Source organism: Haloferax massiliensis, assembly GCF_001368915.1.
GTDB classification, from domain to species: domain Archaea; phylum Halobacteriota; class Halobacteria; order Halobacteriales; family Haloferacaceae; genus Haloferax; species Haloferax massiliensis.
Map to the genome: position 1 here is coordinate 272,379 of NZ_CSTE01000001.1, position 24,603 is coordinate 296,981.

General features: G+C 67.4%; 21 protein-coding genes, 1 tRNA gene and 1 pseudogene. 6 read left to right on the forward strand and 17 right to left on the reverse strand.

Annotated elements, in window-relative coordinates:
• Window positions 1–162 precede the first annotated feature (162 nt).
• A complete protein-coding gene (arcS, locus tag BN996_RS01230) occupies window positions 163–1,920 on the reverse strand; it encodes an archaeosine synthase (RefSeq protein WP_089776820.1) in 1,758 nt (585 codons plus the stop codon).
• A gap of 118 nt (window positions 1,921–2,038) precedes the next feature.
• The gene (locus BN996_RS01235; protein WP_089776821.1) at window positions 2,039–2,398 is read right to left on the reverse strand and encodes a hypothetical protein; all 360 of its coding nucleotides are present in this window, start codon (window positions 2,396–2,398) and stop codon (window positions 2,039–2,041) included.
• Window positions 2,399–2,529: 131 nt separating this feature from the next.
• Between BN996_RS01235 and BN996_RS01240 the strand changes: the two genes are divergently transcribed.
• Complete coding sequence (locus BN996_RS01240; RefSeq protein WP_089776822.1) at window positions 2,530–2,991, forward strand: pyridoxamine 5'-phosphate oxidase family protein; 462 nt, start codon at window positions 2,530–2,532, stop codon at window positions 2,989–2,991.
• Window positions 2,992–3,093: 102 nt separating this feature from the next.
• Here BN996_RS01240 and BN996_RS01245 read toward each other — a convergent pair whose 3' ends face one another.
• Window positions 3,094–5,109, reverse strand: coding sequence for a DUF7282 domain-containing protein (locus BN996_RS01245; RefSeq protein ID WP_193310924.1), 2,016 nt, complete (start codon window positions 5,107–5,109; stop codon window positions 3,094–3,096).
• Between the two features lie 243 nt (window positions 5,110–5,352).
• Here BN996_RS01245 and epsC point away from each other — a divergent pair, with 243 nt between their 5' ends.
• On the forward strand, window positions 5,353–6,216 hold the full coding sequence (gene epsC, locus BN996_RS01250) for a serine O-acetyltransferase EpsC (protein ID WP_089776824.1): 864 nt from the start codon (window positions 5,353–5,355) through the stop codon (window positions 6,214–6,216).
• Window positions 6,217–6,234: 18 nt separating this feature from the next.
• Here epsC and BN996_RS01255 read toward each other — a convergent pair whose 3' ends face one another.
• The 5 genes from BN996_RS01255 to tgtA form a co-directional block, all read right to left on the reverse strand.
• A complete protein-coding gene (locus BN996_RS01255; protein WP_089776825.1) occupies window positions 6,235–7,842 on the reverse strand; it encodes an ABC transporter substrate-binding protein in 1,608 nt (535 codons plus the stop codon).
• A 13-nt stretch (window positions 7,843–7,855) separates the two neighbouring features.
• Entirely contained in the window at window positions 7,856–9,163 is a 1,308-nt protein-coding gene (locus tag BN996_RS01260; RefSeq protein WP_089776826.1) for an APC family permease, read from the reverse strand.
• A 113-nt stretch (window positions 9,164–9,276) separates the two neighbouring features.
• The gene (locus BN996_RS01265; RefSeq protein WP_007276061.1) at window positions 9,277–9,582 is read right to left on the reverse strand and encodes a DUF8036 family membrane protein; all 306 of its coding nucleotides are present in this window, start codon (window positions 9,580–9,582) and stop codon (window positions 9,277–9,279) included.
• A gap of 79 nt (window positions 9,583–9,661) precedes the next feature.
• Window positions 9,662–9,937 carry a winged helix-turn-helix domain-containing protein gene (locus BN996_RS01270; RefSeq protein ID WP_004041883.1) on the reverse strand — a complete coding sequence of 92 codons (276 nt, stop codon included), beginning with the start codon at window positions 9,935–9,937 and terminating at the stop codon, window positions 9,662–9,664.
• Between the two features lie 103 nt (window positions 9,938–10,040).
• Window positions 10,041–11,600 carry a tRNA guanosine(15) transglycosylase TgtA gene (gene tgtA / locus BN996_RS01275; RefSeq protein ID WP_042662635.1) on the reverse strand — a complete coding sequence of 520 codons (1,560 nt, stop codon included), beginning with the start codon at window positions 11,598–11,600 and terminating at the stop codon, window positions 10,041–10,043.
• Between the two features lie 186 nt (window positions 11,601–11,786).
• Between tgtA and BN996_RS01280 the strand changes: the two genes are divergently transcribed.
• Both BN996_RS01280 and BN996_RS01285 read left to right on the forward strand, forming a co-directional pair.
• On the forward strand, window positions 11,787–12,068 hold the full coding sequence (locus BN996_RS01280) for a hypothetical protein (protein ID WP_089776827.1): 282 nt from the start codon (window positions 11,787–11,789) through the stop codon (window positions 12,066–12,068).
• On the forward strand, window positions 12,065–13,585 hold the full coding sequence (locus BN996_RS01285; protein ID WP_089776828.1) for a methyl-accepting chemotaxis protein: 1,521 nt from the start codon (window positions 12,065–12,067) through the stop codon (window positions 13,583–13,585). Before BN996_RS01280 ends, BN996_RS01285 begins: the two co-directional genes overlap by 4 nt.
• A gap of 86 nt (window positions 13,586–13,671) precedes the next feature.
• Here the strand turns inward: BN996_RS01285 and BN996_RS01290 are convergent, their stop codons facing one another.
• The 4 genes from BN996_RS01290 to BN996_RS01305 form a co-directional block, all read right to left on the reverse strand.
• Window positions 13,672–15,543 (reverse strand): SLC13 family permease, encoded by a 1,872-nt coding sequence (locus BN996_RS01290; protein WP_139043088.1) that lies wholly within the window; start codon window positions 15,541–15,543, stop codon window positions 13,672–13,674.
• Between the two features lie 48 nt (window positions 15,544–15,591).
• Window positions 15,592–16,365, reverse strand: coding sequence for a CPBP family intramembrane glutamic endopeptidase (locus BN996_RS01295; RefSeq protein ID WP_042662638.1), 774 nt, complete (start codon window positions 16,363–16,365; stop codon window positions 15,592–15,594).
• Window positions 16,366–16,457: 92 nt separating this feature from the next.
• Window positions 16,458–17,006 (reverse strand): NUDIX domain-containing protein, encoded by a 549-nt coding sequence (locus tag BN996_RS01300; protein WP_089776829.1) that lies wholly within the window; start codon window positions 17,004–17,006, stop codon window positions 16,458–16,460.
• A gap of 45 nt (window positions 17,007–17,051) precedes the next feature.
• A complete protein-coding gene (locus tag BN996_RS01305; RefSeq protein ID WP_089776830.1) occupies window positions 17,052–17,783 on the reverse strand; it encodes a profilin-fold protein in 732 nt (243 codons plus the stop codon).
• Window positions 17,784–17,902: 119 nt separating this feature from the next.
• On the opposite strand from BN996_RS01305, the gene BN996_RS01310 reads away from it, so the two are divergent.
• Window positions 17,903–18,619, forward strand: a complete 717-nt coding sequence (locus tag BN996_RS01310) for a hypothetical protein (RefSeq protein ID WP_089776831.1) — start codon at window positions 17,903–17,905, stop codon at window positions 18,617–18,619.
• Window positions 18,620–18,652: 33 nt separating this feature from the next.
• On the opposite strand, the gene BN996_RS01315 is transcribed toward BN996_RS01310, so the two are convergent.
• A complete protein-coding gene (locus BN996_RS01315) occupies window positions 18,653–19,270 on the reverse strand; it encodes a class I SAM-dependent methyltransferase (protein WP_089776832.1) in 618 nt (205 codons plus the stop codon).
• 252 nt (window positions 19,271–19,522) lie between these two features.
• On the opposite strand from BN996_RS01315, the gene BN996_RS01320 reads away from it, so the two are divergent.
• Complete coding sequence (locus BN996_RS01320; protein ID WP_004041873.1) at window positions 19,523–19,717, forward strand: cold-shock protein; 195 nt, start codon at window positions 19,523–19,525, stop codon at window positions 19,715–19,717.
• A gap of 114 nt (window positions 19,718–19,831) precedes the next feature.
• Here the strand turns inward: BN996_RS01320 and BN996_RS01325 are convergent.
• The 4 genes and pseudogenes from BN996_RS01325 to trmY all read right to left on the reverse strand — a co-directional run bounded on the left by BN996_RS01325 (window position 19,832) and on the right by trmY (window position 24,480).
• Window positions 19,832–22,098: pseudogene (locus BN996_RS01325) on the reverse strand (hypothetical protein).
• A gap of 108 nt (window positions 22,099–22,206) precedes the next feature.
• Window positions 22,207–23,448 carry an ABC transporter substrate-binding protein gene (locus BN996_RS01330; RefSeq protein WP_089776833.1) on the reverse strand — a complete coding sequence of 414 codons (1,242 nt, stop codon included), beginning with the start codon at window positions 23,446–23,448 and terminating at the stop codon, window positions 22,207–22,209.
• Between the two features lie 278 nt (window positions 23,449–23,726).
• Window positions 23,727–23,799, reverse strand: a tRNA-Pro gene (locus tag BN996_RS01335).
• 84 nt (window positions 23,800–23,883) lie between these two features.
• Entirely contained in the window at window positions 23,884–24,480 is a 597-nt protein-coding gene (trmY, locus tag BN996_RS01340) for a tRNA (pseudouridine(54)-N(1))-methyltransferase TrmY (protein ID WP_089776834.1), read from the reverse strand.
• Window positions 24,481–24,603: the final 123 nt, after the last annotated feature.

Below are 24,603 nucleotides of genomic sequence, written 5' to 3' on the forward strand. Positions count from 1 at the left end.
TGCACAGAAATCCGGGTATACGCCCCATTTAGCGGCGTTCAAAGGCTGATTAACCACCGCGGAACGAATCATCAGAGAGATGTGATTTCGAGGGTGTCTTCGGCGTGTCGGGCGGTTTTCGGGCCGAGTCGGAGCCCCCCCCTCTCCGAACCGGGTTCGAAGCTATCGCTCTTCGACGTGCCGAATCTCGACGCCGATGCCGCGCGTGGACTCGACCAGTTCGCGCCCGCCCATCTCCGCGCGGCCGATGGCGAACGCCTTCGGGCCCTCGACGACGACTTCGTCGCCCGGGCGGATGTCCGCGTCGGCGTCGACGACGCCCGGCGCGAGGACCGACCCGTGCGGGACGAACCCGTCGATTTCGACCGTCTTCGTCGGCGCGTCGCTGTCGCGCCACACCTTCGCGCCTTCGAGCGTGAAGGAGAGCACGCCGTACTGCGGGACCATCGTCGCCAACTGCACGCCCGCGTCGTTCCACACCTGTAGCTTGGGGAACCGACTCGTCATCTCCAACTCCACGTCCGCAAAGAGCGCGTCGCCCGCGTCCGGGCCGAGTTGGTAGTCGGCGAGGGCCTTCACGACGTTATGCTCGCGCTCCTCGCGGGTGAACTTGGGTTCGCCGTCGAGCGTCCGCATGAGGTTCCCGATGGACTCCGTCGTCGTCGGGTGCTCGGAGACCGTGAACTCCACGTCGAGGTCGAGGTCGTCCGCGACGCGCTCGACGATTTCCGTGTACGCGCCCGGCGGGACGTGCGCGACGATTCGCGGGTAGTCGTTGCGCTCTAGGTAGCGCCGAAGCACCTCGGCGACGAACGACTTCTCGTCTTCCGACCAGTCGCCCGTGACGACCGAGTCGTAGTGCTGGGCGGGGTAGGTGAGTTCGAGTTCCTGCGGGACGACGCCGATGGGCGAGGTCATCGACACCATGTGCGCGCGGTACTGGACGGCCTCCTGGAACTGCCGGTGGCTCTGGGACTCGCTGTAGGGTTTCTTCGCCGAACACGGCAGGAGCACGAGCGGGTTGTCGAAGCGGTTGCGGTAGCGTTTCGTCACGCGGTCGGCGAACCGCTGAATCTCCACGCGGTCGATGGACTCCTCGGACGCCGCGGTGAGCTCCGAGTCGCGGATGACGGGGACCCGCTCCTCCATGAAGCTGTACTGCTGGTCGAACCGGCGGAACAGGGCGGTCAGCCACTGGTCGTGGCGGGCCTGCCCCTCCACGTAGTCGCGGAGCCGACCGTCGCGGACGCGGCGTCGGACCCGCGCGAGTTCGGCGCGCAGGGCGTTGGCGTTGTGGTCGGCGGCGTCGGCGCGGGTGAACTCCGAGGCGGGCGTCCGGCAGGCCTCGCAGGCGCAGGGGAGTTCGTCGAGGTCTTCGAGGAAGTACTCGCCGTCGCTCGTGAGGTAGAAGCCCTCCAGTCCGCGGGCGCGGGCGAGTTTCTCGTCGACGAGGTCGACGCCCGCGTAGACGAGAAGCGAGACGTTCCGCGGCGTGGCGACGCCCGAGAGCATGAGCGCCGTGTCGGCGGGCAGGTTCTCCTTCGCCTCGATGACGTTGTCGCGGAAGGCGCGCGCGTGGCCGACGAAGCCCTGCGCGTCGGAGAGGACGTAGGCGTCAGCGCCGTAGTCGGCGGCCGTGTCGGCGGTGACGACGGCGGCCGAGGGGAACTCCGCGTCCGGGTAGTCCACGGCGAACGACTCGCGCACTTCGTCGGCGCTCCCGGCGGGGAGCGACCGATGCGGGAGCACGGTCAGCGCGTCGTCGGAGCCGTCGGGGAACTCGCGGTCGGCCGCCCAGAGACTGCCGGCGTCCGCGAGCACGTCGTCCGCGACCGCCGGCGTCGTCACCGGCTCGGAGAGCCGCAACTCCCCGATTCGGGCGGCGCCGTCGCGGGCGTGAACCTCGAAGTAATCGGTCATACCCGCTTTCGGCCCCCGATAGGCAATTAACTTGTCTTCTGCGGGCGCGCCGAAACGGGTGGAACGCGGGGACTCTTCGTAAACGTCGAGTTACGCGAAAAACAGCGGAGACGACGGACTACTCGTTTGACCGACCGTCTTCGACTTCGATGCGCTGGGGTTCCTGCGTTCGCGCGTCGGCGTCCGCGTCGTCACTACCGCCGAGCAGGGACGACTGCAGGTTCTTCGCGAACGACTCGACCTGGTTTCGGAGCGTCTTGACCTCCGTCTCGAACTCCTCGACGGAGCGCTCGACGTAGTGGACTCGCTGAATCGGAATCCGGCGGACGACGTCGTTGCCGCCGGCGTCCTCGTCGAGTTTGACTATCCAGTGGTCCTGAAAGTAGGCGATGTTCTCGTTTTCGACGCGTTTCTCGACGGTTCCCTCGCCGGGGTCGTCGTAGACGATTACCGCCGTACCGAGGTCTGTGTCCGTCATCACGTGGGCTTGTGTCCTGACACCCGTATGTCTGGTGGCACGGCGGACCCGCCGGCGGCCGACTCACCAGTTCGGCGGCTCTACTTCCACCGAGCCTACCGAGTTTAGCCCGTCCCGACCGAACGACCACTATGGACGCCTCCGACCCCTCCGGACCGTGGTCGCGCGACCGCGTCGACCACTTCCTCGCCGACGCGACCGTCCCGGTTCGGCTCTCGTGTCGCACCCCGGCGGACGACCTCTGGATGCTCTCGCTGTGGTACGAGTGGGACCCCGAGGCGGTCGAACTCCGGTGTGCCACCTCTGCCGACGCCGACGTGGTGCGATTCCTCCGCGCCCGCGACGACGTGGCGTTCGAAATCTCGACCAACGACCCGCCGTACCGGGGCGTCCGCGGTCGGGGGACCGCGACCGTCGAACCCGACGCGGAGAAAGACGTTCTGCGACGACTCATCGCGCGCTATCTCGGCGACACCGACTCGGAACTGGCGAAGCGATTGCTCTCGCCCGAGCGCGACGAGGTCGTGATTCGGATTCGTCCCGAGCGGGTGCACACGTGGGACTACGCGGCGCGGATGAAAGAGACGAAATAACCCCGAAGCGGGGCGCGTGCCGCGCGGGGGTGGCTTGTGACCCGCGCGGCGTACGAAAAAGGGTGCCTCTGTGTGGTGGTGGGCCGGTGCGTCGTCAGGGGGTTACCGACGCCGGGCGGCGACGAGCGCCGCCGCGACGAGCGCGACGAGGGCCACGACGAGACCGAAGCCGGGCGCGTCGGTGGACGACTCGGTCGTCGTCTCCATGGACTCGTCCGTCATCTCGGTCGTGGGTTCGTCGGTCATCGAGTCGGTCGGCTCGTCGGTCATCGAGTCGGCCGGCTCGTCGGTCGTCGTCTCGGTCATCGTGCCTTCGACCGTGTAGTCGGCCGTGGTGACGACCGCGCCGCCGGCGGCCACGTAGGGACCGTCGTTCGCGCCCTCGCCGGTCACGAAGTCGTAGGCCTCGTTGCCGTTGGTGTCCATGTGCGCCATCGGAACGATGGTGCCGGACTCCTCGAACGGCGCGTCGAGGGTGATTTCGACGTTCTCGTGGGTGCCGGGTTCGAGGTACGCGGAAGTGCCGCGGACGCTCTCGAAGACCTGGCCCTCGGTGACGGAGGCGTCGTGGACCGTCACGAAGCCGCCGTCGTGGAGCGTGACGGACTCGACGGTGACGGTCGCGCCGTCGCCGGACTGGTCCATCGCGGTCACGACCGCGTTGACCGAGGTGTGGGCGCTGGCGACGACCGCGCCGCCGTCAGCGGTGTACGGGCCGTCCGCGTCGCCCTCGCTGGTCACGAAGTCGTAGGCCTCGTTGTCGTTGGTGTCCATGTGCGCCATGGGAGTGAGCACCTGCGAGGAGCGAATCGGCTCGTCGAGGGTGACTTCGACGTTCTCGTGGACGCCGGCCGGGAGGTACATCGAGGTGCCGACCACGCTGTCGAACACCGCGCCGCCCGACAGCGACGGGTCGTGAATCGTCACGAAGCCGCCCTGCGAGAGTTCGACCCGGTCGACCACGACGGTCGCGCCGTCCGACGATTTCGTCGCGTAGTCGACGCTGGCGGAGACGGTCGCGTCGCCGCTGTCGACGACGGCGCTGCCGTCAGCCGTGTACGGACCGTCGGCCTCGCCTTCCGACTCGGGGAAGGTGTACATTTCGTCGTCATCGGTGTCCATGTGCGCCATCGGGACGACGGTGGTCGTCTCGTTCAACGGCGCGTCGAGGGTGACCCGCACGTCGCGGTGCAGGCCGGGTTCGAGGTACGCGGAGGTGCCGCGGATGCTCTCGAACACCGCGCCCTCGGTGACGGTGCCGTCGTGGACCGTCACGAAGCCGCCGTCAGGCAGGTACGCCGAGTCGACGACCACGGAGTAGCCGCCGGTGGCCTTCGCGGTGTAGTTCACGCTCGCGGTGTCCGAAGGCATTGCCATCGCGGTGTCGACGACGGCGCTCCCGTCAGCCGTGTACGGGCCGTCGGTCTCTCCCCCGGACTCGGGGAACGTGTACGTCTCGTCGCCGTCGGTGTCCATGTGCGCCATCGGGACGAGCGTCGTGTTCTCGGTCACGGGCGCGTCCAGCTCGACGCGGACGTTCTCGTGGACGCCGGCGGGCAGGTACGCGGAGGTGCCGCGGATGCTCTCGAACACCTGGCCCTCGGTGACGGAGGCGTCGTGAATCGTCACGAAGCCGCCCTGCGAGAGTTCGACGCGGTCGACCACGACCGAGTCGCCGGTCGTGGGCTGGTCGGACATCGAGACGGTCGCGCTCGCGTCGACCGTCGCGGTGTCGACGACGGCGCTCCCGTCGGCCGTGTACGGGCCGTCGGCCTCGCCGTTGGCCGCGACGAACGAGTAGACGCGGTCGCCGTCGGTGTCCATGTGGGGCATGGCGACGAACGTGCCGGACTCGTCGATTGGTTCGTCGAGGTGAACGGTCACGTCCTCGTGGGTGCCGGCCGAAAGGTACGCCGACGAGCCGACGACGCTCCCGAGGACGTTCCCGTCCGTGACGGAGGCGTCGTGAATCGTCACGAAGCCGCCCTCGGGGAGCGTGACGGAGTCGACCGTCACGGTCGTCCCGCCCGTCGCTTGGTTCTCGAAGGAGACGGCCGTGGTCTCCTGTTGTGCCGCTGCGGCCGCCGGGATGCCCCCGACGACCACGACGAGTGTCATCAACACTGCGAGTGTGCGTCGCATGTCTCAGACGGGGGCGAATATTTAAAAGAAGATTTTCCGAACTGTCACCCAAATCTCTCCCCGATGTGTCCCCAGTCGCCCGGTTTCGGCGGCCAGAAGTCGCATCGAGCAGTCGGCCGGGGCGAGCGGGAGGCGGCGCGGAGCGCGGCTCGGGGGCGGCGGCGCGGACCCGATAAACGGGGAGTTAAATACCGCTCGTACACCAACTATCGCTATCGGATGTCCTACACCTACTCGGGCGACGCGCATCTCGGGCTCGCGGCGTCCTACCGGGCCGACGACGACCCCTTCCCCACGGACACGTCGCTTTCGTTCCCCCGACAGAACCACCTGCGAGAGGACGTCGACCTCATCAAGCGCCTCCTGTTCCCGCGCTGTTGGAACGCGGGACCGTGGGTCGGTGACGAGGAACTGCTCCGCGACGCCGTCGCCAACTTCGGAGCGCTCTGTCACTCCGGTATCGAGCCCTACACGGACGAGGACCCCGCACCAATCGTTGACGAGGTCGTGAGGAGACTCCCGGATATCCGCGAGACGCTGAAAAAGGACGTGGAGGCGGCGTACAAGGGCGACCCGGCCGCGCGCGGCTACCTCGAAATCATCCGGTCGTACCCCGGCGTGCAAGCCATCGTGGTCCACCGCGTCGCCCACGCCTTCTACGAGGCCGGCGCGCCGGCGTACGCCCGCGAACTCACCGAGTACGCGAAGATGGAGTCGGGCATCGACATCCACCCCGGCGCGACCATCGGCGACTACTTCTTCATCGACCACGGCACCGGCGTCGTCATCGGCGAGACGGCGACCATCGGCGAGTGGGCGCGCATCTATCAGGACGTGACGCTCGGCGCGCTCCACTTCGAGGAGGACGAAGACGACGAGCACTCGCTCAAGAAGGGGTACAAGCGCCACCCCGACATCGGCGACAGCGTCGTCATCGGCGCGGGGACCAAGGTGCTCGGCGCGGTCTCCGTCGGCGACCACGTGAGCATCGGCGCGAACTCGTGGGTCACCGAAGACGTGCCGGACCACACGAGCGTCTACATCTCCGAGCACCCGACCCACGAGCGGAAACACCGCGAGTGAGGCCGCGGCCCGGAAGCGTCAGTCCGTCAGTCCGAGGACGCCCTCTCCCGAGACGAGTCGCGGGTTCTGCGCCGCGAGCGGGTGCGGTTCGAAACCGTCGACGCGCTGTTTGACGCCGAAGGAGTTGTCGAGCGTGAACGCCGGGAGGTGAACCCGGTCTTCGAGGAGCGTCGTGATCGCCTGCTCGTAGTGCGTCTGTCTCTCCTGTCTGTCCGCGGTCGCCCGCGCCTTCGAGATGTGTTCCATCACCGCCTCGTCCCCGTAGAACGTCCCGTTGGTCAACCCCTCCATGTTCTCGTGGAACAGCGGGTACAGGAACGTGTCGGGGTCGGCGAACCCCGACCACGACCCGACGAACATGGCGTACGTCTCCGAGTCGCCGGTCGCGACCTTGTCGCGGTACTCCCGCCAGTGATACGACGTCGTCCGGGCGCGTCGGAAGCCGATGTCCCGCAGTTTGTTGACGAGTTTGGTCCCGATTTTCTGTCGGAGCAGGTCGTGCTTCGGGACGGCGACGTTCGGCGTCCAGTTGTCGATACCCATTCGCTCCAGTTCCGCGTGTAACAGCCGTTTCGCCTTCGTCTCGTTCGCCCCGTGCGGAACGTCCTTCCACGCTTCGAGCGGCATGTCCCACGCCTTCGCGACCCGGTTCGGAACGGGGCTGTGTTGACGGCGACCGGCCGGTTCGACGACGTGTCGGACGAGGTCGTCCATCGAGAACAGGTAGTCGACGGCCTCGCGGGCTTTCGGACTCGCCATCGGACCGGCGCTCGTGTTGAAGCCGACGAAGTGGTAGTTGAAGCTCTCGGTGGAGACCACGTTCGCGTGCGGCATCGCCGCCGTCGCCTCCCACAGTTTCGGCTGGACCCGCTCCACGATGTCGTTTTGCCCCGTCTTGAGGCTCATCGTCCGCGCGAGGCCCGCGTGGTTGCCGATGAAGGTGACCCGTTCGACCGCCGGGTCGGCGGGTCCCCAGACGTCGTCGCGGACCTCGAACACCGCCGAGGCCCCCTCCGTGAACTCGGTGCACTCGTAGGGTCCCGACCCGACGACGGTGTCTGTCCCGAACGCCTCGCGGTCCGCCTCGCGGACGTGTTCGGGGACGATGGGCCGCGTCAGTGAGTGCTCGAAGGCGGGGTACGGGTACCGCAGGTCGAACTCGACGGTGGTTTCGTCGACCGCCGTGGCGTCCGCGACCATCTCGACCGCCCACCGGTTCGGGGTGTCTTCTCTCACCGGTGCCTCGAACGAGTACGCGACGTCCGCGGCGCGGACGGCGCTGCCGTCGTGGAACGTCGCGTCGTCCGCCACCGACACCTCGTAGGTCGTCTCGTCTCGCTTCGTCGGCGCTCCGTCGGCGAGGACGGGGACGAGGTTCAACTCGGCGTCGTACGCGTAGAGGCCCTGAAACGCGGCCGACGCCGCCTGTGCCGACCACGGGTCGTCGAGTTCGACCGGGTCGAGCGACACCGGCGGCAACACCTGTGCGTACCGGAGGTGTCGCCCCGACGACGCGCCGGGAATCGAGTCGGTCGAACAGCCCGCGAGCGCGGTCGCTCCGGCGATGCTTCCGAGTCCCTTCAGCGCGCGACGCCGCGTCAGCCGTCTGGAGTCGTTGTCAGTCATGGTGTCGAAGTTGTCACTCGTTGCCCATCCACGGGAGCGTCTCCGCGACCGGTTCGCGTTCGAAGTAGAGCAGTTCGCTCCCGACGACCAGCACGGAGATGAGACACACGAGGAAGAACGTCCCCGGACTGGTGACGTAGAGGTCGTACAGGAGAAGCGGGAAGAAAAGCGCCGTGCCGACGAGGCCGACGAGGGGAAGCGGCGTGACCAGCCCCTCGATATCGCGCCGGCGGTCGAACGCGAGGTAGCTTATCCCGCCGAAGACGGCGATGAACGCCAGCGAGGCGAACGAGGTGATGCTCCGGAGGCTGCCGTACACCGCGAACGCGGCCGACAGCACCCCGAGGACGACGACGATGGTTTTCGGAACCTCGCCGTCGGTCCCGCCGAACTGGTCGGGTACCAGCCCCATCCCCACGAGACCGCTGGAGAACTGCGCGCCGCTGAACAGCGTCGCGTTGACCGCGCTGGCGGTCGAAAACAGCGCCGAAAGCCCGATGACGAACGCGCCGAACCGGCCCATGAACTCGATGCCGGCGTAGAGCAGCGACGTCTCCGGCGCGACGGCGATGACCGAGAGGTCGAGCAGGCTCACGGTCGTCCACGCGACGAGCATGTAGAGCAGCGTCGCCGCGGGAATCGAGACGTAGATGGCCTTGCGGATGTTCTCGACCGGCTTTTCGAACTGCCCTTGGTCGTACAGCAAGAGCTGCCACCCCTGAAAGGCGACGAACGACATCGCCGCGCCCATAACGGGGCCGAGGCTGGCGAGCTCTCCGAGGCCGAGCGAAATCGTGTGACCGTTGGCCGCGTACCAGACGCCCCAGACGCCGAAGACGCCGATGACGACGATTTTGAAGAACGTGAGCACGTCCTCGGCCTTCCCGGTCTCGGCGGCCCCGAGCAGGTTGAGCCCGACGAAGAGCCCGATGAGAACCACCGACACCACGCTGGCGAGGGGGAACCCCAGCACGTGCAACCGACCGACCATCTCGGAGAAGAACGACGAGAAGGCGTAGGCGTACAGCGCCATCGACCCGATGTAGCCGAACAGGAGCGTCCACCCCGTCATCCCCGCGAGGGTGTCGCTACCGACGAACGCCCGGATGAACGTCGGTGCACCGCCCGTGTCGTCCGCGAGTTCGTTGAGTTTGACGTAACTGTACCCGGCACACATGGCGACGGTTCCAGCGAGGAGAAACGCGAGCCAGGCGACGGACCCGGAGATGGCGACGACGATGCCGAACGCCGAGTAGATGCCGCCGCCGATCATCCCACCGAGAGCCATAGCGACCGCTTCCTTCAGACCGAGACTCCCCATGCCGGGCGGTTCGAACGCGCCACGTCTGAGCCTATTGCCTGCATTTGCAGTGACTCATCGCGCAGCACGCAGATTCGACTGCAATAACGCCGACTCCGGGGAAGAACAAGCCGTCAGTCGAACGTAATCCACGCGAGGAACGCGAGGCCGAGCGTCTCGAAGACGTGTAACAGCATCATCAGCCGCCACGCGATGACGGGGACGTCGGTGCTGAACCACCCCGAGAGCGTCGGGTCGAGGATGTACATGTAGAACGCGAGCGCGTTCTCGGCGAGGAGGAACACCCCGAACACGAGGAGGCCGACGGCGTGTTTGGACCTGAAGGTAAGGTAGTTTCGGGCCCACACCGCCGACAGTGCGAGGAGCACGACGACGTTGACGCCCGAGGAGACCGTCGCGACGTCCACCCAGATACTCATTCGTTCTCCCCTTTCCCCGTCATCCTGATATACGCTTTCCCAAATCTGTCCATAATCACCGCGTCCGTGGCCTGCATGCTCAGTCCATCCGCTCGACGATTGTCTCGACGGTCTCCCAGTTGGCGCGACACCGCGGCGACGGGAGGTAGACCGCGCCGTAGTCGTCGCCGCTGCGCTGGACCACGTCGTTGTCCATGAGCACGTCGAGGTGGTGCCGGACGGTCTTGTAGTCGAGGTCGAGCGTCTCGGCCAACTGGTTGGCGTTTCGGGGCTGTTCCTCGACGGTCTTGAGGATGCGCACACGGTTTTCACCGCCGCGGGTTCCCGTGAGCACGTACCAGAGGACAGCCTCCATCGTGTTCGTTGATACGTCGGGTGAACCTAAGAGCATCGACCGACAGACGCCGACGCGACCGACGAAACCGACGCGACCACCGCAACCGATGCGGCCGACGCGGCTACTCCTCGGTCGACGCCGAACCGTCGTCGCCCTCGACGCGCACGTCGTCACTCTCGGCCGACGCCTCGTCGGCCAACCGCTCGGAAACCGCCGACAGCGACTCCAACTCGACCGATTCGGGAACGCGGGCGAGCGCCGACTCGGGCCAGTCGTCGTGCGCCAGCGTGAACGCCGCGTCGGGGTTCTCCTCGACCAGCCGCGAGACGCCGCGGGCGGCCTGCTCGTAGGCGTCGCGGTCGAGGCGCTCGGGCACCTCGGCGGTGAGCGGATACGTCTCGGAGAGCGCCCGCGGGAACGGGCCGAACGGCGGGACGACCCGCCACGTCGCGTCGAAGTCGTCGCCGGAGGGGGTGCCGCCCTCGGTGAGGAGGACGTGGCCCTCGGCGGTCAGGCGGTCCATGCGGTCGTGGTGGCGCGCGACCTCGGGGCGGTGGGCGCTCTCGTTGGAGGCGTAGAAGAACGCGCCCTTCGAGGCGGGGTCCTCGCGTTCGAGCTGGTCGACGTGGTCGAGGAGGGCCCGGTAGCCGTCGAGCATCGCCGGGTGCGAGCGGGCGCGCTCCTCGACGAGTTCCATGAGGTCGCCGTCGCGGATGGCCTGCTTGATGCGGCGGAGTTCCGCGAACGTGACGTGGAGGTTGTGCTCGGCGAGCAGCTGCTCCTGTCGTTTCGACCCCTTCGCGCGCAGGTCGTCCGGCGAGTACTCCGTGCAGATGGGGCAGGTACACGGGAGGTAGTCGAGGTCTTCGAGGTGTTCGGTGCCGCGGACCGTGAGATAGCGCCCGTCGCGGGCGTAGAGAGCGTAGGCGGCGGAGTCGAACAGGTCACAGCCGAGCGCGACGGCGAGCGCGAGCATCATCGGGTGGCCCGCGCCGAACAGGTGGACCGGGGCGTCGACGCCGAGGCCGCGCTTGGCGGCCGCGACGGCGTCGACCATGTCGTCGTAGCGGTAGGCGTTCATCATCGGCACGACCGCGCCGACGGGGAACACGTCGAGGTCGGTCGCGTCGGCGTGGCGGCCGGCCTCCTCGCGGAGGTCCGGGTAGGTCGACCCCTGAACGGGTGCGTTGACGAGCATCTCGCCCGTGTCGGCCGCCTCGGCGTCGGCGAGGGCCCGTTTCGTGATTTCGAGGTCCGTCTCGGCCTGCTCGCGGGCCACGTCCGGCGGCGTCGGGATGTCGACCGGCGTGGCGATGTCGGTGCCGATGTCCCGCTGGAACTGCAGAATCTCCTCGGTCGTCGTGTCGATTTCGCCGTACTCGGCGAGTTGGAACGACCCCGAGTCGGTCATGATGGCCCCGTGGAAGTCCAGCATCTCGTGGAGACCCACGTCCAGCGCCTCCTCGCGGAGGTGCTCGTTCGTCTTGATGATGTAGGAGTTCGTGATGAGGATGTCCGCGCCGAACTCGGACTCCAGTCGCGCGGGCGAGATCGTGTCGATGTTGGGGTTGACGACCGGCAGGAGCGCCGGCGTCTCGACGGTGACCCCCGCACGGGGGACCGAAAGGCGGCCGATGCGCCCGGCGAGGTCCCCGTCGCGGAGTTCGAAGTGGTCGCGCATGGAGTGGCGTTTCCCGAGCGCGGCGGTAAGAGTTGCGTTCGCGGGGCGGCCGGCCGTCGAAAAATGGACGCGCGAAGATATACCACCGCATTCCTTGAAATGTTCTAGATAATCTACACGAGGAATATCAAACGTGATTTTTTGGACGAACAGTTTACAAAGAGATTGGCTCAACCGAGAAGGTAGATGTTAGCCGACTTATCACCGCTCGAAGTAACCGCGCTCGCCGTCGCGCTCGTCGGGCTCATACCGGTTATCACGCAGTACAGAGAGGAGACCAAACTGTTCGCCGTGGGGTACGTCCTGCTCGTGGTCGGGATGGTCGCGACGAACGTCGAGGCGCTGTTCCTCGGGTCGGTGCTCAACTTCGTCGAGCACGCGTTCGGTATCGGCCTCGCGGGGGTCACGTTCTTCGCGGCGGCGTACCTGCGCCGGAAAAACGTCATCAAGGACGGTGACGCCGCGTGATAATCGACGCGCTGTTCGACGCTATCGGGACCATCGGGTTCATCGGCGCGGCGGTGCTGGCGTGGCTCAACTACCGCGACACCGACGCGGAAGCGTCGTTCTGGCTGACGTACGCGTTCGCCTCCGTGCTGGCGATTCTGTGGATGGTCAGCCTCACGATGGAAAAGCTCGGCTTATACACCGAGATATTCAACCTCGTGACCTCGCCGCTCATGACCGCCACGGTCGCCGTCTTCGCTATCGGCGGCACCGCGACGCTCGCCATCGTCGCGGACATGAAGGAACTCGTCGACGACGCCGACGAACGGCGGCGCGAACTCGACGCGCTCACGACGGACCTCGAACGGCAGGCCGAGAGCTACGGCGACGCGATGCAGACGGCCGCCGACGGCGACCTCACCGTCCGCGTCGACGCCGAGAGCGACAACGACGCGATGCGCCGCATCGGACGGGGCTTCAACGAGATGTTAGAGGCCATCGACTCGGTCATCGTCCAGATACAGACGTTCGCCGAGCAGGTCGACGACGAGAGCTCCGAGGTCACCGCGAGCGCGGACGCCGTGAAGACGACGAGCACCGACGTGGCCAACAGCATCGAGGAGATTTCGGCGGGCAACGAGACCCAACACCGGAACCTCAACGCCGCGGAGTCCGAACTGAGCAACCTCTCTGCGACCATCGAGGAGATCGCCTCCTCCTCCGAGGAGATTGCGCGGCAGTCCCAACAGACCGTCGGACGCGCCAAGGAGAGCCAGGAGGCCGCCGGTTCGACCATCGAGAAGATGGAGCAGTTGGAGTCGCGGTCGACCGAGACCGTAAACGAGGTCGAAGACCTCCAGCAGTCGGTCACCCAGATCAGCGAGGTCGTCGACCTCATCGACGACATCGCCGAGAAGACGAGCATCCTCGCGCTCAACGCGTCCATCGAGGCGGCGGGCGCGGGCGACGCCGGCGAGGGGTTCGCCGTCGTCGCCAGCGAGGTGAAGACGCTCGCCGAAGAGACCGCCGAGGCGACCCAGGAGGTCGACTCGCTCATCCGCGACATCGAGCAGTCGACCGAGAACGTCGCCGAGGACACCTTCGAGACGCAATCCGAGGTCGAATCCAGCCGCGAGACCGTCGGCGAGACGGTCGACGTGCTCGAAGAGATCGTCCACAAAATCGAGGACAGCAACGACTCCATCCAGTCTATCAGCAGCGCCACCGACGAGCAGGCGCAGTCGACCCAGGAGGTCGTCACGATGATGGACGAGATAACGAACCTCAGCGACCAGACGGCGTCCGAGGCGCAGAACGTCTCGGCCGCCGCCGAGGAACAGACCGCCGCGACCCAGCAGATTGCGGCGTCGTCCTCGTCGCTCTCGGAACGCGCACAACAGCTCAAGTCGCTCGTCTCGCAGTTCGAATCCGGGCGTGCGATGGGCGGCACGCCGGGCCGCGAAACGGCGACGCCCGCGGCGTCAACCCCCAACCGAGCGATGCGGGCCGACGGGGCCGGCGACGACCGACCGAACTGACCGACGACCGGCGACCGCGCCGGCGAGCGACCCCGACGAACGTTTTTCCGCCGACTCGCACAACGAGGGTGACGCGCCTACGCGCCCTACGCGCCGACGCCCCAGAAGAAGGCGATGCCGGCCACGGTGACGACCGACAGGAGCAACTGCAAGGGCGCGCCGACGCGGAGGAAGTCCGAGAACGTGTAGCCGCCGGGGCCGTAGACGAACAGGTTCGTCTGGTAGCCGACGGGGGTCATGAAGGCCGTCGAGGCCGCGAACGTCACGGCGAGGACGAACGCGAACGCGTTGGCCCCGATTGATTGGGCGGCGCTGGCGGCGACCGGAATCATGAGCACGACGCTCGCGTTGTTCGAGATGACGCTCGTGAGCAACCCGGTCGCGAGGTAGAACACCCACAGGACGCCGATTGCGGGGAGGAACGTCGCGGTCGAGGCGACGGCGTCACCGAGGAGCGCCGCGGCACCCGTCTGCTGGAGCGCGACGCCCAGCGGGATGACGCCCGCCAGCAGGAAGATGACGTTCCACTCGACCGATTTGTACAGTTCGTTCGGCTTGAGGACGCCGGTGAGAATCATGGCGACGACGCCGCCGAGCGCCGAGACGACGATGGGCAGGACGTTGAACGCCGGGAGCGCGACGACCCCGGCGATGATGGCGACGGCGAACGGCGTCTTCTCGGTTCGGTAGTCGGCGTCCTCGAACTCGTGGGCGACGATGAAGTCCTCGTTTTGGACGAGGCGCGTGAGGCTGTCGGGCGGGGCCTGCACGAGTAACGTGTCGCCGACGCGGATGTCGATGTCCTCGAACCGGTCGCGGACGACCTTCCCGCGGGTCCGGAAGGCGAGCACGTTCGCGTCGTAGCGCTGTCGGAACGTCGAACTGGCGAGGCTCTCGCCGACGAGAAACGAGCCCGAGGGGATGACGACCTCGACCATGACCGGCTCTGCTTCGCCCGGGTGGAGGTCGCTCTCGGAGCGGGGGCCGCCGACGAACGTGAGCCCTTCCGAGCGCATGATTCGTTCGAGCGTCTCCCGGTTCGTGCGGAGGCGGAGCGTGTCGTTCTCGTGAATCTCCTTGCGAGCCAGCGGTTCGAGGAACTGCTCGCCGTAGCGGATGAGCTGTAACACGTCGATGTCGAGGTCGTCGTTCCCGAGGGCCTCCTGAACGGTCTGGCCGATGAGCGACGAGTCCGCGGGGACGACCACGTCGGCGAGGTACTCCTGGAGCGCGTACTCCTCGAGGAGGTCGTCCTCGGCGGGCACCCGCTTCGGGAGCAGGCGGACGCCGACCGTCATGAGGTAGACCGCGCCGACCACGAAGACGATGACGCCGAGCTTGGTGAACTCGAACATGCCGAAGGCGTGGAGGCCGAGGCCCGGCGACTCCCGTCCGAGTTGGGCCGCGATGTCGCTGGCGAGGATGTTCGTCGAGGTCCCGATGACCGTCAGGGTGCCGCCGAGCATCGAGGCGAACGAAAGCGGCATGAGGAGCTTCGACGGCGAGGTCTTGCCCTTGTGCGCGAGGTCCGCGACGACCGGAACGAGGATGGCCACGACCGGCGTGTTGTTGATGAATCCCGACACCGGGCCGGTGACGCTAATCGTCGCGGCGAGCTGCTTCGTTTGGCTGTTGCCGGCGTACTCGGCCATCTTTCGTCCGATGTGTTGGACGATTCCGGTTCGGTTGACGCCAGTGCTCAAGATGAGCATCGCCAACACGGTGATGGTCGCGGGACTGGCGAAGCCCGAGAGCCCCTCCTGCGGGGTGATTTGCGTCCACGGCTCCAACACCATCAGGAGGACCATCACGACGATGGCGGTCACGTCGATGGGGAGCCATTCGGTGGCGAACAAGACGAGAGAGAGGAGGATGAGCGCGAAGACGACGAGCATATCCACCGTGACGGCCGCCGGAACGAGCCCCTGGACGGCCGACACGAGTGTGGAGAAGAACACATCTGACGGAGGGGATAGCGAAGGAAAAAGGCTGGTATCGGCGACGGTTCAGAACAGCAGACCGGACGGAACCCCGCCGGGGTTCATCTCGGTGAGCTTGAACACGAGGTACGCCAGCGAGAACAGCGTCGCGTTGTACGCGCCGTGAATGAGCGCCGGGACGGCGATGTTGTCGGTCAGTTCGTACGCCGTGCCGAAGACGACGCTCGGGAGGAACAGGATGCCGATGGTGACGAGGCGGCCGCCCGCGCCGCCGGTGAGCGCGACGTAGTGGATCGCGGCGAAGATGGCGCTGGCGAGGGCGATGCCCGGAACCGGCCCGAACGACTCGCGGATGCGGTTCTGGACGACCCCGCGGAACAGCAGTTCCTCGCCGGGGCCGATGAGGAGGAACGACGCCGGGACGAGGAGCAACAGCACCTCGGGGTCCTGCGCGGCGATTTCGGTCACCTGGTTCGACCCCGCTTGGACGCCGAACGTCGAGACGAGAAACGCGCCGACGAACGCCGCGGCGAGCGCGGTCACGTAGCCGAGGACGACCGCGACGATGTCGCGGAGCGACGGGACCGAGACGCCGAAGTACGAGCGGTCGAGGCCGCGGTACCGGCTGTAGATGAGGGCGACGCCGCCGAAGGCGATACCCTGCAGGAGGATGAGCGACGTGACGACGAGCGCGAGGGGCGTCAGTTCGACGCCCGCGCTCGCCGCCGCGAACTGCGTGATAAAGACGAGTATCGTGCCGACGACGAGACCGCCGCCGCCGAGGGCGATAGCTGCGAGGAAGGACCGAGCGAGGTCGGGGAGACGCGTCGTAGTAGACACAGGCGACCACTTAGAGCGCCGGCGTCAAAATCCTTCTCGCCTCGGAACGGGGTTCGAGGGGCGAACGCGGGGTGCGCGAGTGACCGGGTGCGCTACTCGCCGGCGAGTTCGTAGTAGAGCACGCCGAGGACCGTCCGCGCGTCGCGGACCTCGCCCGCGAGGACGGCTCGCTTGAGGTCGTCGTAGCCGACCGTCGTCGGGCGGATGCTCTCGTTGAAGTCGAGGTTCTGGTCGGCGCTCGGCTCGCACCCGCGCGCGACGAAGTAGTGGTGGACCGAGTTGGCGATGCCGTTGGTCGGCTCGACGGTCACGAGCGGCCCGACCGTCTCGGCCTCGTGGCCGGTCTCTTCCGCGAGTTCGCGCCGGGCGGCCGCGGCGTAGTCGTCGTCGTCAGGTTCGGTGCCGCCGGCGGGGAGCCCGCGGTTCGTCCGGCCGACCGCCTGTCGCCACTCGTCGATGACGACCACGTCGCCGTCGGGCGTGAAGGGGAGGACGACGACCGCCGCGGGTTCGTCGACGTAGTGGAAGTCCGTCTCGGTCCCGTCGGGGAGCCGAACGTCGTCCATCCGGATGTCGAAGCCGGGACACGAGTAGTCGATGCGCGTGTCGGTGGTCTCCCACGCGAGGTCGTCGTCGCTCATGGCGGTACGTGCCGGCGGCGTTTCCAAAAGCGTCGCGGTGCCCCGCTACCCCGCGTCGTCGAACGAGACCGTCGCGAGGTCGGCTTCGAGGTCCTCGACGTAGTCGTTGTACGCCTCCACGAACGCGGCGAAGTCGCCGGCGAGTTCGCGCACGTCGGGTGCGGCGGGGGGTTCGTACTGCGACAGCAGGTAGATACCTCCCTCGCCGCCGACGCGGAGGTACGACGCCCGCGGGCCGTCCCACTTCAGCTCCCAGCGCGTGCCGCCGACCCGCTGGGTGAAGGTGCCGTACTCGCCGTCGAAGCGGTTGAGTTCGCCGGCCATGGTGTCGGCCACCTCGCGGATGGTCGAGACGAGTTGGTCCCGCTGGGCGACGATTTCCTCGGTCGTCGTCACCGCGGGGAACGCCGTCGGCACGTCGTCGAGGACGCCGTCGAGCGACTCGACGTGGTCGTTGTACGCCTCCACGAACGCCGGGTAGTCCTGCATCGCCGTCGCCAGCGCCTTCGGCTCCGGCGGCTGTTTGGTCGAGACGACGTACGTCTCGCCGCCCGACTTCCCCTTGAACCGGAGGTACTGGAGCGCGCCCGCCTCGTACTTGAGCGTCCACGTCCCGCGGCGCGTCTTGAACGTCTCTTGGCCGTAGTCGCCGCCCTGGAGGATGGCGAGTTCGCGCGCGATGGTCCCTGCGTGGGCCTCGACCGCGGCGACGACCTCGTCGCGGTTGGCCGCGACGTCGTCGACGCTCGTGATATCGAACGAGAGGGCGTCAGTCATGGTCGGAAGGTGGGGGGAAGGGGGGATAAGTGCGTCCGTCGCCGGTTTTATCACCGATAGTATACGTCTCGAATGTGATGAGTCAACACAGGGCAACGATTGGTGGGACAATCGGGGGCATGGCACGGCGGGCGAACCCGGCCTTTGCGGGCGGTATCGTCGCGGTTTCCGTAGTCGCGTTGGGGTACGCGGTCACGGTCGGTTCGCTCCAGCAACACACGTTCGTCCACGTCATGGCGGGCCTGCTGTGGACGGGCACCGACCTGTTCATGGGGGCGATTCTCGGGCCGGTCATCGGCGGGCTGACCGACGAACAGAGCGCCGCGGTGTTCGAGCGCCTCACGCCGAAGACCGCGTTTTTCCTCCCGTCGATGGCGCTCGTCACCATCGCGGGCGGCATCACGCTCGCCCAGCGACTCGGGGTGTTTCCCCACGCCGAACCGTGGCTCGCGCTGTTCACCGCCGCGAACCTGATTCCGACGCTCCTCTTGCTCGGTCGCCGACTGAACGCGTGGCGCGACCGGCGCTGGCAGGTCGTCTTCGCCGTCGCCACCGTCGGGTCCCTCGCGTGGGTCGCGACCACCATCGGCGACTTCCAGATGACGACTCCGGCCATCGTCGTCGCGCTGGCGGTCGTCACCGTCCTCTCGGTGCAGGGCTTCGGCTTCCTGATGCCCGGCGAGATACGGATGTACTTCGAGATGACCTCCGACGACCCGGACCCTGGCGTCATCTCGGCCATCGGAAAACAGAACGCCATGCTCGGCGGCGTGCAGGGAGCGTTTCAACTCGTCCTCATCGCCGACATGGTGTATCTCCGCTACGGCGGCTTCTGAGGTGAAAACGGGGCGGCGGCCGCGCTCGCGGCCTCAGTCGGCCCGCCGGAACACGCGGCGAGTGTCGCGGTCGCCGTGCTCGCAGGCGACCTGCTCGAAGCCGAACTGCGTGAACACGGCCGCCCAGTCGCGGTAGTACAGCGGGAAGTCGTACTCCTCGTCGTTGACGCCGCGGTCCTCGGGCGGGACCGACCGGTCGCCCTCGTTTTCGACGGTGACGACGTAGCTCCCCGCGCTCCGGGCGAGCGCCTCGAACACCCACGCGTCGTCGGGGTGGACGTGCTGGAGCGTCTCGACGGAGTAGACGGCGTCGAACTGGCGGGGTTCGAACTCGTCGACGACCGTCTCGATCGCGTCGGCGTGGAACGTCCCGCAGTCGGCGAGGTCGGGGTAGGCGTCGGCCATCACCTCGAAGCAGTCGGGGTTGATGTCGACGCCGTGGAGGTTCTCGAAGCCGTGTTCGCGGAGGTGCGAGAGGTGTCGGCCGGGGCCGCAACCGAGTTCCAGAATCGACGCCGAGAGGTCGAGACGCTCCTCGAACACCCGTCGAATCGACTCGCTCGTCTCGTTCGACCCGTAGTACGCGTAGTACTCCGGCGAGAACTCTCCCGACCGGTCTGCCCACTTCCGACGAACGTCGTTAGCATCCACGGTGTCGGAGACCGTCCGGCCACGCGTAAAACCTCGTCGGCCGCGCTCGGGCGCCCCCGAAAGCAGAACTGTCGATGCTACAGCTAATCCCGGAATCACCGACGAACCGCTAGGCGAGCTCCGAGAGAACCGACGTACCAGAACATTTGTCTACAAATTCCGATGATTCGGAAACGGATTCAATAAAATAACCCCCGTGACAACACGACCCGCACAAGTCTTATCCGTAAAGGGCGTGTGTGTTCAAAAGCAATGGCGAAAGGAAACGTTGATTTCTTCAACGACACTGGCGGCTACGGTTTCATTTCGACGGACGATGCTGACGACGACGTGTTCTTCCACATGGAAGACATCGGCGGCCCGGACCTCGAAGAAGGCACGGATGTGGAGTTCGACATCGAGCAGGCCCCCAAGGGCCCCCGCGCGACGAACCTCACGCGCCTTTAAACTAATTTAGTACGCCGCGTTTCGCGGCAGAACGATAACTCACATTTTGCGTATATTCGACCGGCGAGCGACGCGTTCGCGGCCGGTCGGCAACGCGAACTATCGACTCACCGCTCAGAGCGCGTCGGCCGCGCGGGCCTGCTCGGAGCGTCGCCGCGCCTGTTCGAGTCGCCGGTCGGTCGCCCGCGAGAGCGACCCCGGAAGCTCCCCGCGAGCCTCGGCCAGCCGTTCGGCCACGCGTTCGAGCCGCGAGGCGACGGTGTCGAGACTCTCGTCCGCCCGTCCGCGGTCGCCTGCGCCAGCCCGCGAACCGCGTTGGCCTGCCCGCCGCCCGTCGCGGTTTCCGTCGAGTCGTTCGGCGTGCCCGCGGCCGCCGAGTCGTCCGAGTCGTCTGAACCGTCCGAGTCATCATCGACGGCCGCGACTGCCGCGGCCGTCTCCGCGGAGATATCCGCGAGGAACGTCGCGAGCGACGCCTTCCCGGTCCGCGGCTCGTCAATGCGGACGCTCGGAATCGACGCGGGCGCGGGGCCGGTGTCGGTGTCCGAGTCGGAGTCAGAATCCGCGTCGTCGCCCGCGGCGCCCGTGTCCGGGTCGGGGTTCACGCGGAACGCGCCGAGTTCGTCGTCGCTGTCGCGGACCTCGACGGTGTACGCGCCGCCGCGGTGGACGTAGACGGCGTCCGGCCCGGACAGCGGCGCGTCGTACAGTCGGCCGGCGAAGTCGTCTTCGAGCGCGAGCGCCGTCAGGTCGCGGTCGGTTCCGTCGGCGTCGACCTCGACTTTCGTCGCCGACTCCCGCGCGACGAGCGGGACTTCGCCGTCCACCCCGGCCGTGACGAGCGTTTCGTCGCCGCCGTCGCCGTCGTCGGCTGATGATTCGGTCTCCGTCGCGGACGCCGAACCGGACCCCGCGTCCCCGACCCGAACCGTCTCGCTGTGCGGTGCCGACCCTGCGCCGTTGACCGTGAGTCGGTGGTCGCCCGCGGGCACGTCCCGGAGGACGCCGAAACCGCCGAACGTCGGCGCGGCCTCGGGGTCGCTCTCCAAGAGGAGCACGGACTCGACGCCCGACTCGCGGGTCGTCACGCCCTCGCCGTCCGGCGCGTCCGCGTCGGTGACGGCCTCCGTCACCCGAACGAAAAGCGTGTTGAGCGCCGACGGCCCGTCGACGACGTCGTACCGCTCGGCGAGGGCGCTCCGGTGGGTCGGGTCGGAGATGTCGGCCGCGGGGTCGGCGTAGCGCGGCTGACTCCACGGCGCGCTCGTCGTCGTGAGATGGCTCGCAATCGCGTCCTCGACGAAGCCCGGGACCGAGAACTCGAAGCTCAGTTGCGGCCCGGTGAACTCAGTAATGTGCTCGACTCCGCCCGCGGGGGCGAGCGCGTACTCGATATCTGCGTCGGCGTCAGCATCGGCTTCAGCGTCGGCGTCGCGGTCGGCGGCCGTCTCGGGCCCGAACACCAGCCCCGTCGACCGCGCCGGGAGGTCCGTCGGCGGCGACGACAGCGCGTCGAACGACCGCACCGTGAGCGCCTCGCTGACGAGGGACTCACGGGTGACCGACGGGAGCCGCTCGTCTTCGTACACCGGCGCGCCGTCGAGTTCCGGGACGACGTAGGGCAGGCGCGCGCCCTCGTCTCGCGGGAGTCCGTAGGCGATGGGTATCTCCGCGGCGTCCTCGATGCGGTCGAACGCCCGGTTGGTGATGTCCGCGAACGTCCCGCCCGTCGGGAGCCGCTGGAACCGGTCGGCGCGGTCGTTGAGCGACAGCGCGCTGGAGTGCGACCCGAGTTCCGACAGCACCCGGGGCGGGCGGGCGGGGTCCGGGTCGAGGAACTCGTTGTTCGGCACCGACCGCGCGTGCGAACTCGCGACGTACAGCTGGGGGACCGGCTCGTCGCCCGCCGTGTCGACGAAGACGTGCAGGACCTCCCAGTCGTGCCAGTGGAAGTTCGTGGTGAACTGGTCGAACACCGAGTAAAACCAGTACTGCACGGCCGTCAGCGACGAGCCCTCGTAGCCGACCACGTTGTAGAACACCGTCGGCTCCGGCGCTCGCTCGCCGGTCTCCCGCTGAGTCGCGTGGTAGCCGTCCAGCGCGTCGAAGCCGTCGACGACCGTCTCGCCGTCTCGGTCGCTCGCGTACGACCGCGGGTCCGTCGGGAACCACGTCTCGTCGGCGTCGAAGTAGAGCGTCGGCGCGAACCGCGCCGCGAGGTCGCGGGCGACGTCGTCGTCGACGCGCTCGGTCGGGGCGGCGGTGTTGGTGGTTTCGGTCGAGTCGCCGCCGAGGGCCGAACAGCCGGCGAGCGACCCGACGCCGGCGCTCCCGAGCGCGGCGAGGAACGCCCGTCGGTCGAACGCGGGTCGGTCCGTCATCTGTCTATCTGGTGGAGTCGAGGACGGGACAAATCTCTTGTGTCGTCCGGCGACGGAGAATGCGGGGCCGGTTGGCGGGGCCGTCGGTGCGGCGTGGGCGACCGCCGCTCAGAAGTCGCCGGTGACGATGTCGGCGACGCGCTGGCGGTCGAACAGCTGTTCGTCTCCCGGGATTTCGGGGTACGGACCCCCGTCCGAGGTCGGCCACTCGCCGAACGCCTCGGGATGGAACTGCTTGGCGCTCATCTCAAGCTGGAAGAGGTTGAGAATCGGCCCCTGATAGCGCGCGCCCTGCGGGTAGACGCGCCCGTTCTGGACCGCCGAAATCTCCGCGGCGACGGGGTCGGCTTCGAGCGTCGCCCGGAGGTCGTTCATGCTGACGCTCGGTTGCATCCCGCTCAGGAAGAGGACCACGTCGGGGTCGGCCTCCAACAGCGCCTCGAAGTCGACGGTCGACCCGGACTCGATGGAGCCCTCGAACGCGTCGTGCGGTTCGAGCGGCCGGATGTGCGAGGTCATGAAGCCGGGGTTGCCGACCGTGTACGCCCACACCTGCTTCTCGATGTCGGACGCGGTGAGCAACGCGACGCTCGGGCGCTCGTCTTCCGGCGGGAGCCCCGCCTCGATTTCGGCGAGCACGTCGTCGCGGACGGCCGCAAGCGCCTCGTAGCGTTCCTCCTCTCTGAGCACCTGCGCGACCTTCTCGAACTGCTCCCACAGCGTGTAGTACTCGTAGTCGCCGGTCCACTCGTCCGTCGGCGACGAATGACGGGCGCTCAGCGAGTTCCCGAACCACGGCGAGACGTTCTCGGCGACCTCCTCGACGTCGCCCATGTCCCACTGTTCGAGTTGGACGACCGACGCGGGGTCGGCCAGATGCACGTCGCTGTCGAGTTCGTAGAGCTTCTCCTTGCTCGTCTCCCACGAGGGGTACAGGTCAGCCCAGTTCACCTCGACGCCGGGGAGCCGCGCCGTGAACTGCTTCCACGTCGCGTCGTAGTACGCCGGCCCGTTGACCGCGTTCACGTCGTCGCCGCGGCCGAGCGCGAACGCCATCCCCGCGTGGTGGGAAAGCCGCGTGAAGATGCTCTGCGGCGGCTCGTCGAACTCGACGGTGCCGACCGGCGACATCGTCACCGAGTACGACGCGTCCGCGGGCGTCTCGGTCTCCGTGTCGGTGGTCGCCTCGGTCGCGGTCTTCGCCGCCGACTCGGTGTCGGCGTCTGCCGTCGACGCCGAATCACTTCCCCCGGTACAGCCGGCGAGCAGGCCGCCGCCGACGGCCGCGCCGCCGTATTTCACGTAGTCGCGCCGCGTCAGTCCCGTCCGTGGCGTCTCGTCGTGCTCCATAGTTTTTAGGCCCACCTAAAATTGATAATTGCTTCGGTTCTCGGGCGACGGCGGGGTCACGAGCGTGACTGGCCGTCTCGTTCGTCGCCTCAGCGGTGCGTCGGTCCCCATCAAATGAGTTAGCTCTGGCTAACTCATCGAAGCGTTTCGGTGTCTCGACTCCGATTCGAACTTCCCTCGCTGTCGCTCGGGCGTTCGAATCTTCAGTCGCCCAGACAACCGCATTCGGAGTGCGAGCGACAGAACAGTCGCTCGCGGTCGTAGAATAGGGGTAGAAATGGGCCGGCTCAGATTCGAACTGAGGTTACGGCCACCCGAAGGCCGAAGGATACCAAGCTACCCCACCGGCCCGCATTTTGAGGCAAGCCACCGTCGCGTTTAACAGTTGTGATTACGGGCCACCGTCAGACGGCGTGACACACCGCCGACCCCGTCTCAGTACCGCGAATACCCCGCGGTGTCGAGGTAGTTGTGCGCGACCGTGATCGAGTGGTCGGCGTGGAGAATCTCCGGGCCGAGGCGGACCCGCTCGTCGGCGGCGGCCGCCAGCGACTCGGCTTCCTCGTCGGTGAAGTCGTGGTGGTCCGAGAGGACGAAAAGCGGGTTCTCGGGGGGATCGACCTGAACGACGGGGTCGCCGTCCTCGTGGAGTTCGACCACGGTCGCGTTGCGGGCGGCCTCCTCCAGCGTCGTCTCGAAGCCCATCCGGCGGATGGAGACCCCCGGCGACGACTCGGCGGGCATGTGGCCGATGGCTTCCTCGCGCTTTTCGAGCGCCTTGCGAATCAGGGCGGCGGTGGAGCGCTCGTCGGGGTTGAGGCGGCGGAGTTCCGACCCCTCGAAGCGGACGGTGTACTCGTCGCCGAGGACGAGGTGGACGCGAACGTCCTCGCGGATGTCGTGCGAGAGGAAGAACGCGGAGTTGACACAGCGACAGAGCACGTCGAGTCGGCCGGCCCCGCCCGCGATGTCGTCGAGCGAGAAGTCGGACGTCGTCGGCGCGTCGTGGCCGATGACGATGAATTGGCGCATACGTCCGACTCGGCGCGTGAGGGTCTTATCGGTGTTCACTCGCGCGGGGGCACGGGAGGCGAGCGCCGGGGCGACCGGGAGGCGCGAATCACCCCGACCGCGCACGTCATACTCGCGGAACGC

Excerpts from the sequence above, each read along its gene's own strand:
- arcS (WP_089776820.1), bottom strand. The coding sequence starts at position 1,920 with ATGACCGATTACTTCGAGGTTCACGCCCGCGACGGCGCCGCCCGAATC.
- BN996_RS01235 (WP_089776821.1), bottom strand. The coding sequence starts at position 2,398 with ATGACGGACACAGACCTCGGTACGGCGGTAATCGTCTACGACGACCCC.
- BN996_RS01240 (WP_089776822.1), top strand. The coding sequence starts at position 2,530 with ATGGACGCCTCCGACCCCTCCGGACCGTGGTCGCGCGACCGCGTCGAC.
- BN996_RS01245 (WP_193310924.1), bottom strand. The coding sequence starts at position 5,109 with ATGACACTCGTCGTGGTCGTCGGGGGCATCCCGGCGGCCGCAGCGGCA.
- epsC (WP_089776824.1), top strand. The coding sequence starts at position 5,353 with ATGTCCTACACCTACTCGGGCGACGCGCATCTCGGGCTCGCGGCGTCC.
- BN996_RS01255 (WP_089776825.1), bottom strand. The coding sequence starts at position 7,842 with ATGACTGACAACGACTCCAGACGGCTGACGCGGCGTCGCGCGCTGAAG.
- BN996_RS01260 (WP_089776826.1), bottom strand. The coding sequence starts at position 9,163 with ATGGGGAGTCTCGGTCTGAAGGAAGCGGTCGCTATGGCTCTCGGTGGG.
- BN996_RS01265 (WP_007276061.1), bottom strand. The coding sequence starts at position 9,582 with ATGAGTATCTGGGTGGACGTCGCGACGGTCTCCTCGGGCGTCAACGTC.
- BN996_RS01270 (WP_004041883.1), bottom strand. The coding sequence starts at position 9,937 with ATGGAGGCTGTCCTCTGGTACGTGCTCACGGGAACCCGCGGCGGTGAA.
- tgtA (WP_042662635.1), bottom strand. The coding sequence starts at position 11,600 with ATGCGCGACCACTTCGAACTCCGCGACGGGGACCTCGCCGGGCGCATC.
- BN996_RS01280 (WP_089776827.1), top strand. The coding sequence starts at position 11,787 with ATGTTAGCCGACTTATCACCGCTCGAAGTAACCGCGCTCGCCGTCGCG.
- BN996_RS01300 (WP_089776829.1), bottom strand. The coding sequence starts at position 17,006 with ATGAGCGACGACGACCTCGCGTGGGAGACCACCGACACGCGCATCGAC.
- BN996_RS01305 (WP_089776830.1), bottom strand. The coding sequence starts at position 17,783 with ATGACTGACGCCCTCTCGTTCGATATCACGAGCGTCGACGACGTCGCG.
- BN996_RS01310 (WP_089776831.1), top strand. The coding sequence starts at position 17,903 with ATGGCACGGCGGGCGAACCCGGCCTTTGCGGGCGGTATCGTCGCGGTT.
- BN996_RS01320 (WP_004041873.1), top strand. The coding sequence starts at position 19,523 with ATGGCGAAAGGAAACGTTGATTTCTTCAACGACACTGGCGGCTACGGT.
- BN996_RS01330 (WP_089776833.1), bottom strand. The coding sequence starts at position 23,448 with ATGGAGCACGACGAGACGCCACGGACGGGACTGACGCGGCGCGACTAC.
- trmY (WP_089776834.1), bottom strand. The coding sequence starts at position 24,480 with ATGCGCCAATTCATCGTCATCGGCCACGACGCGCCGACGACGTCCGAC.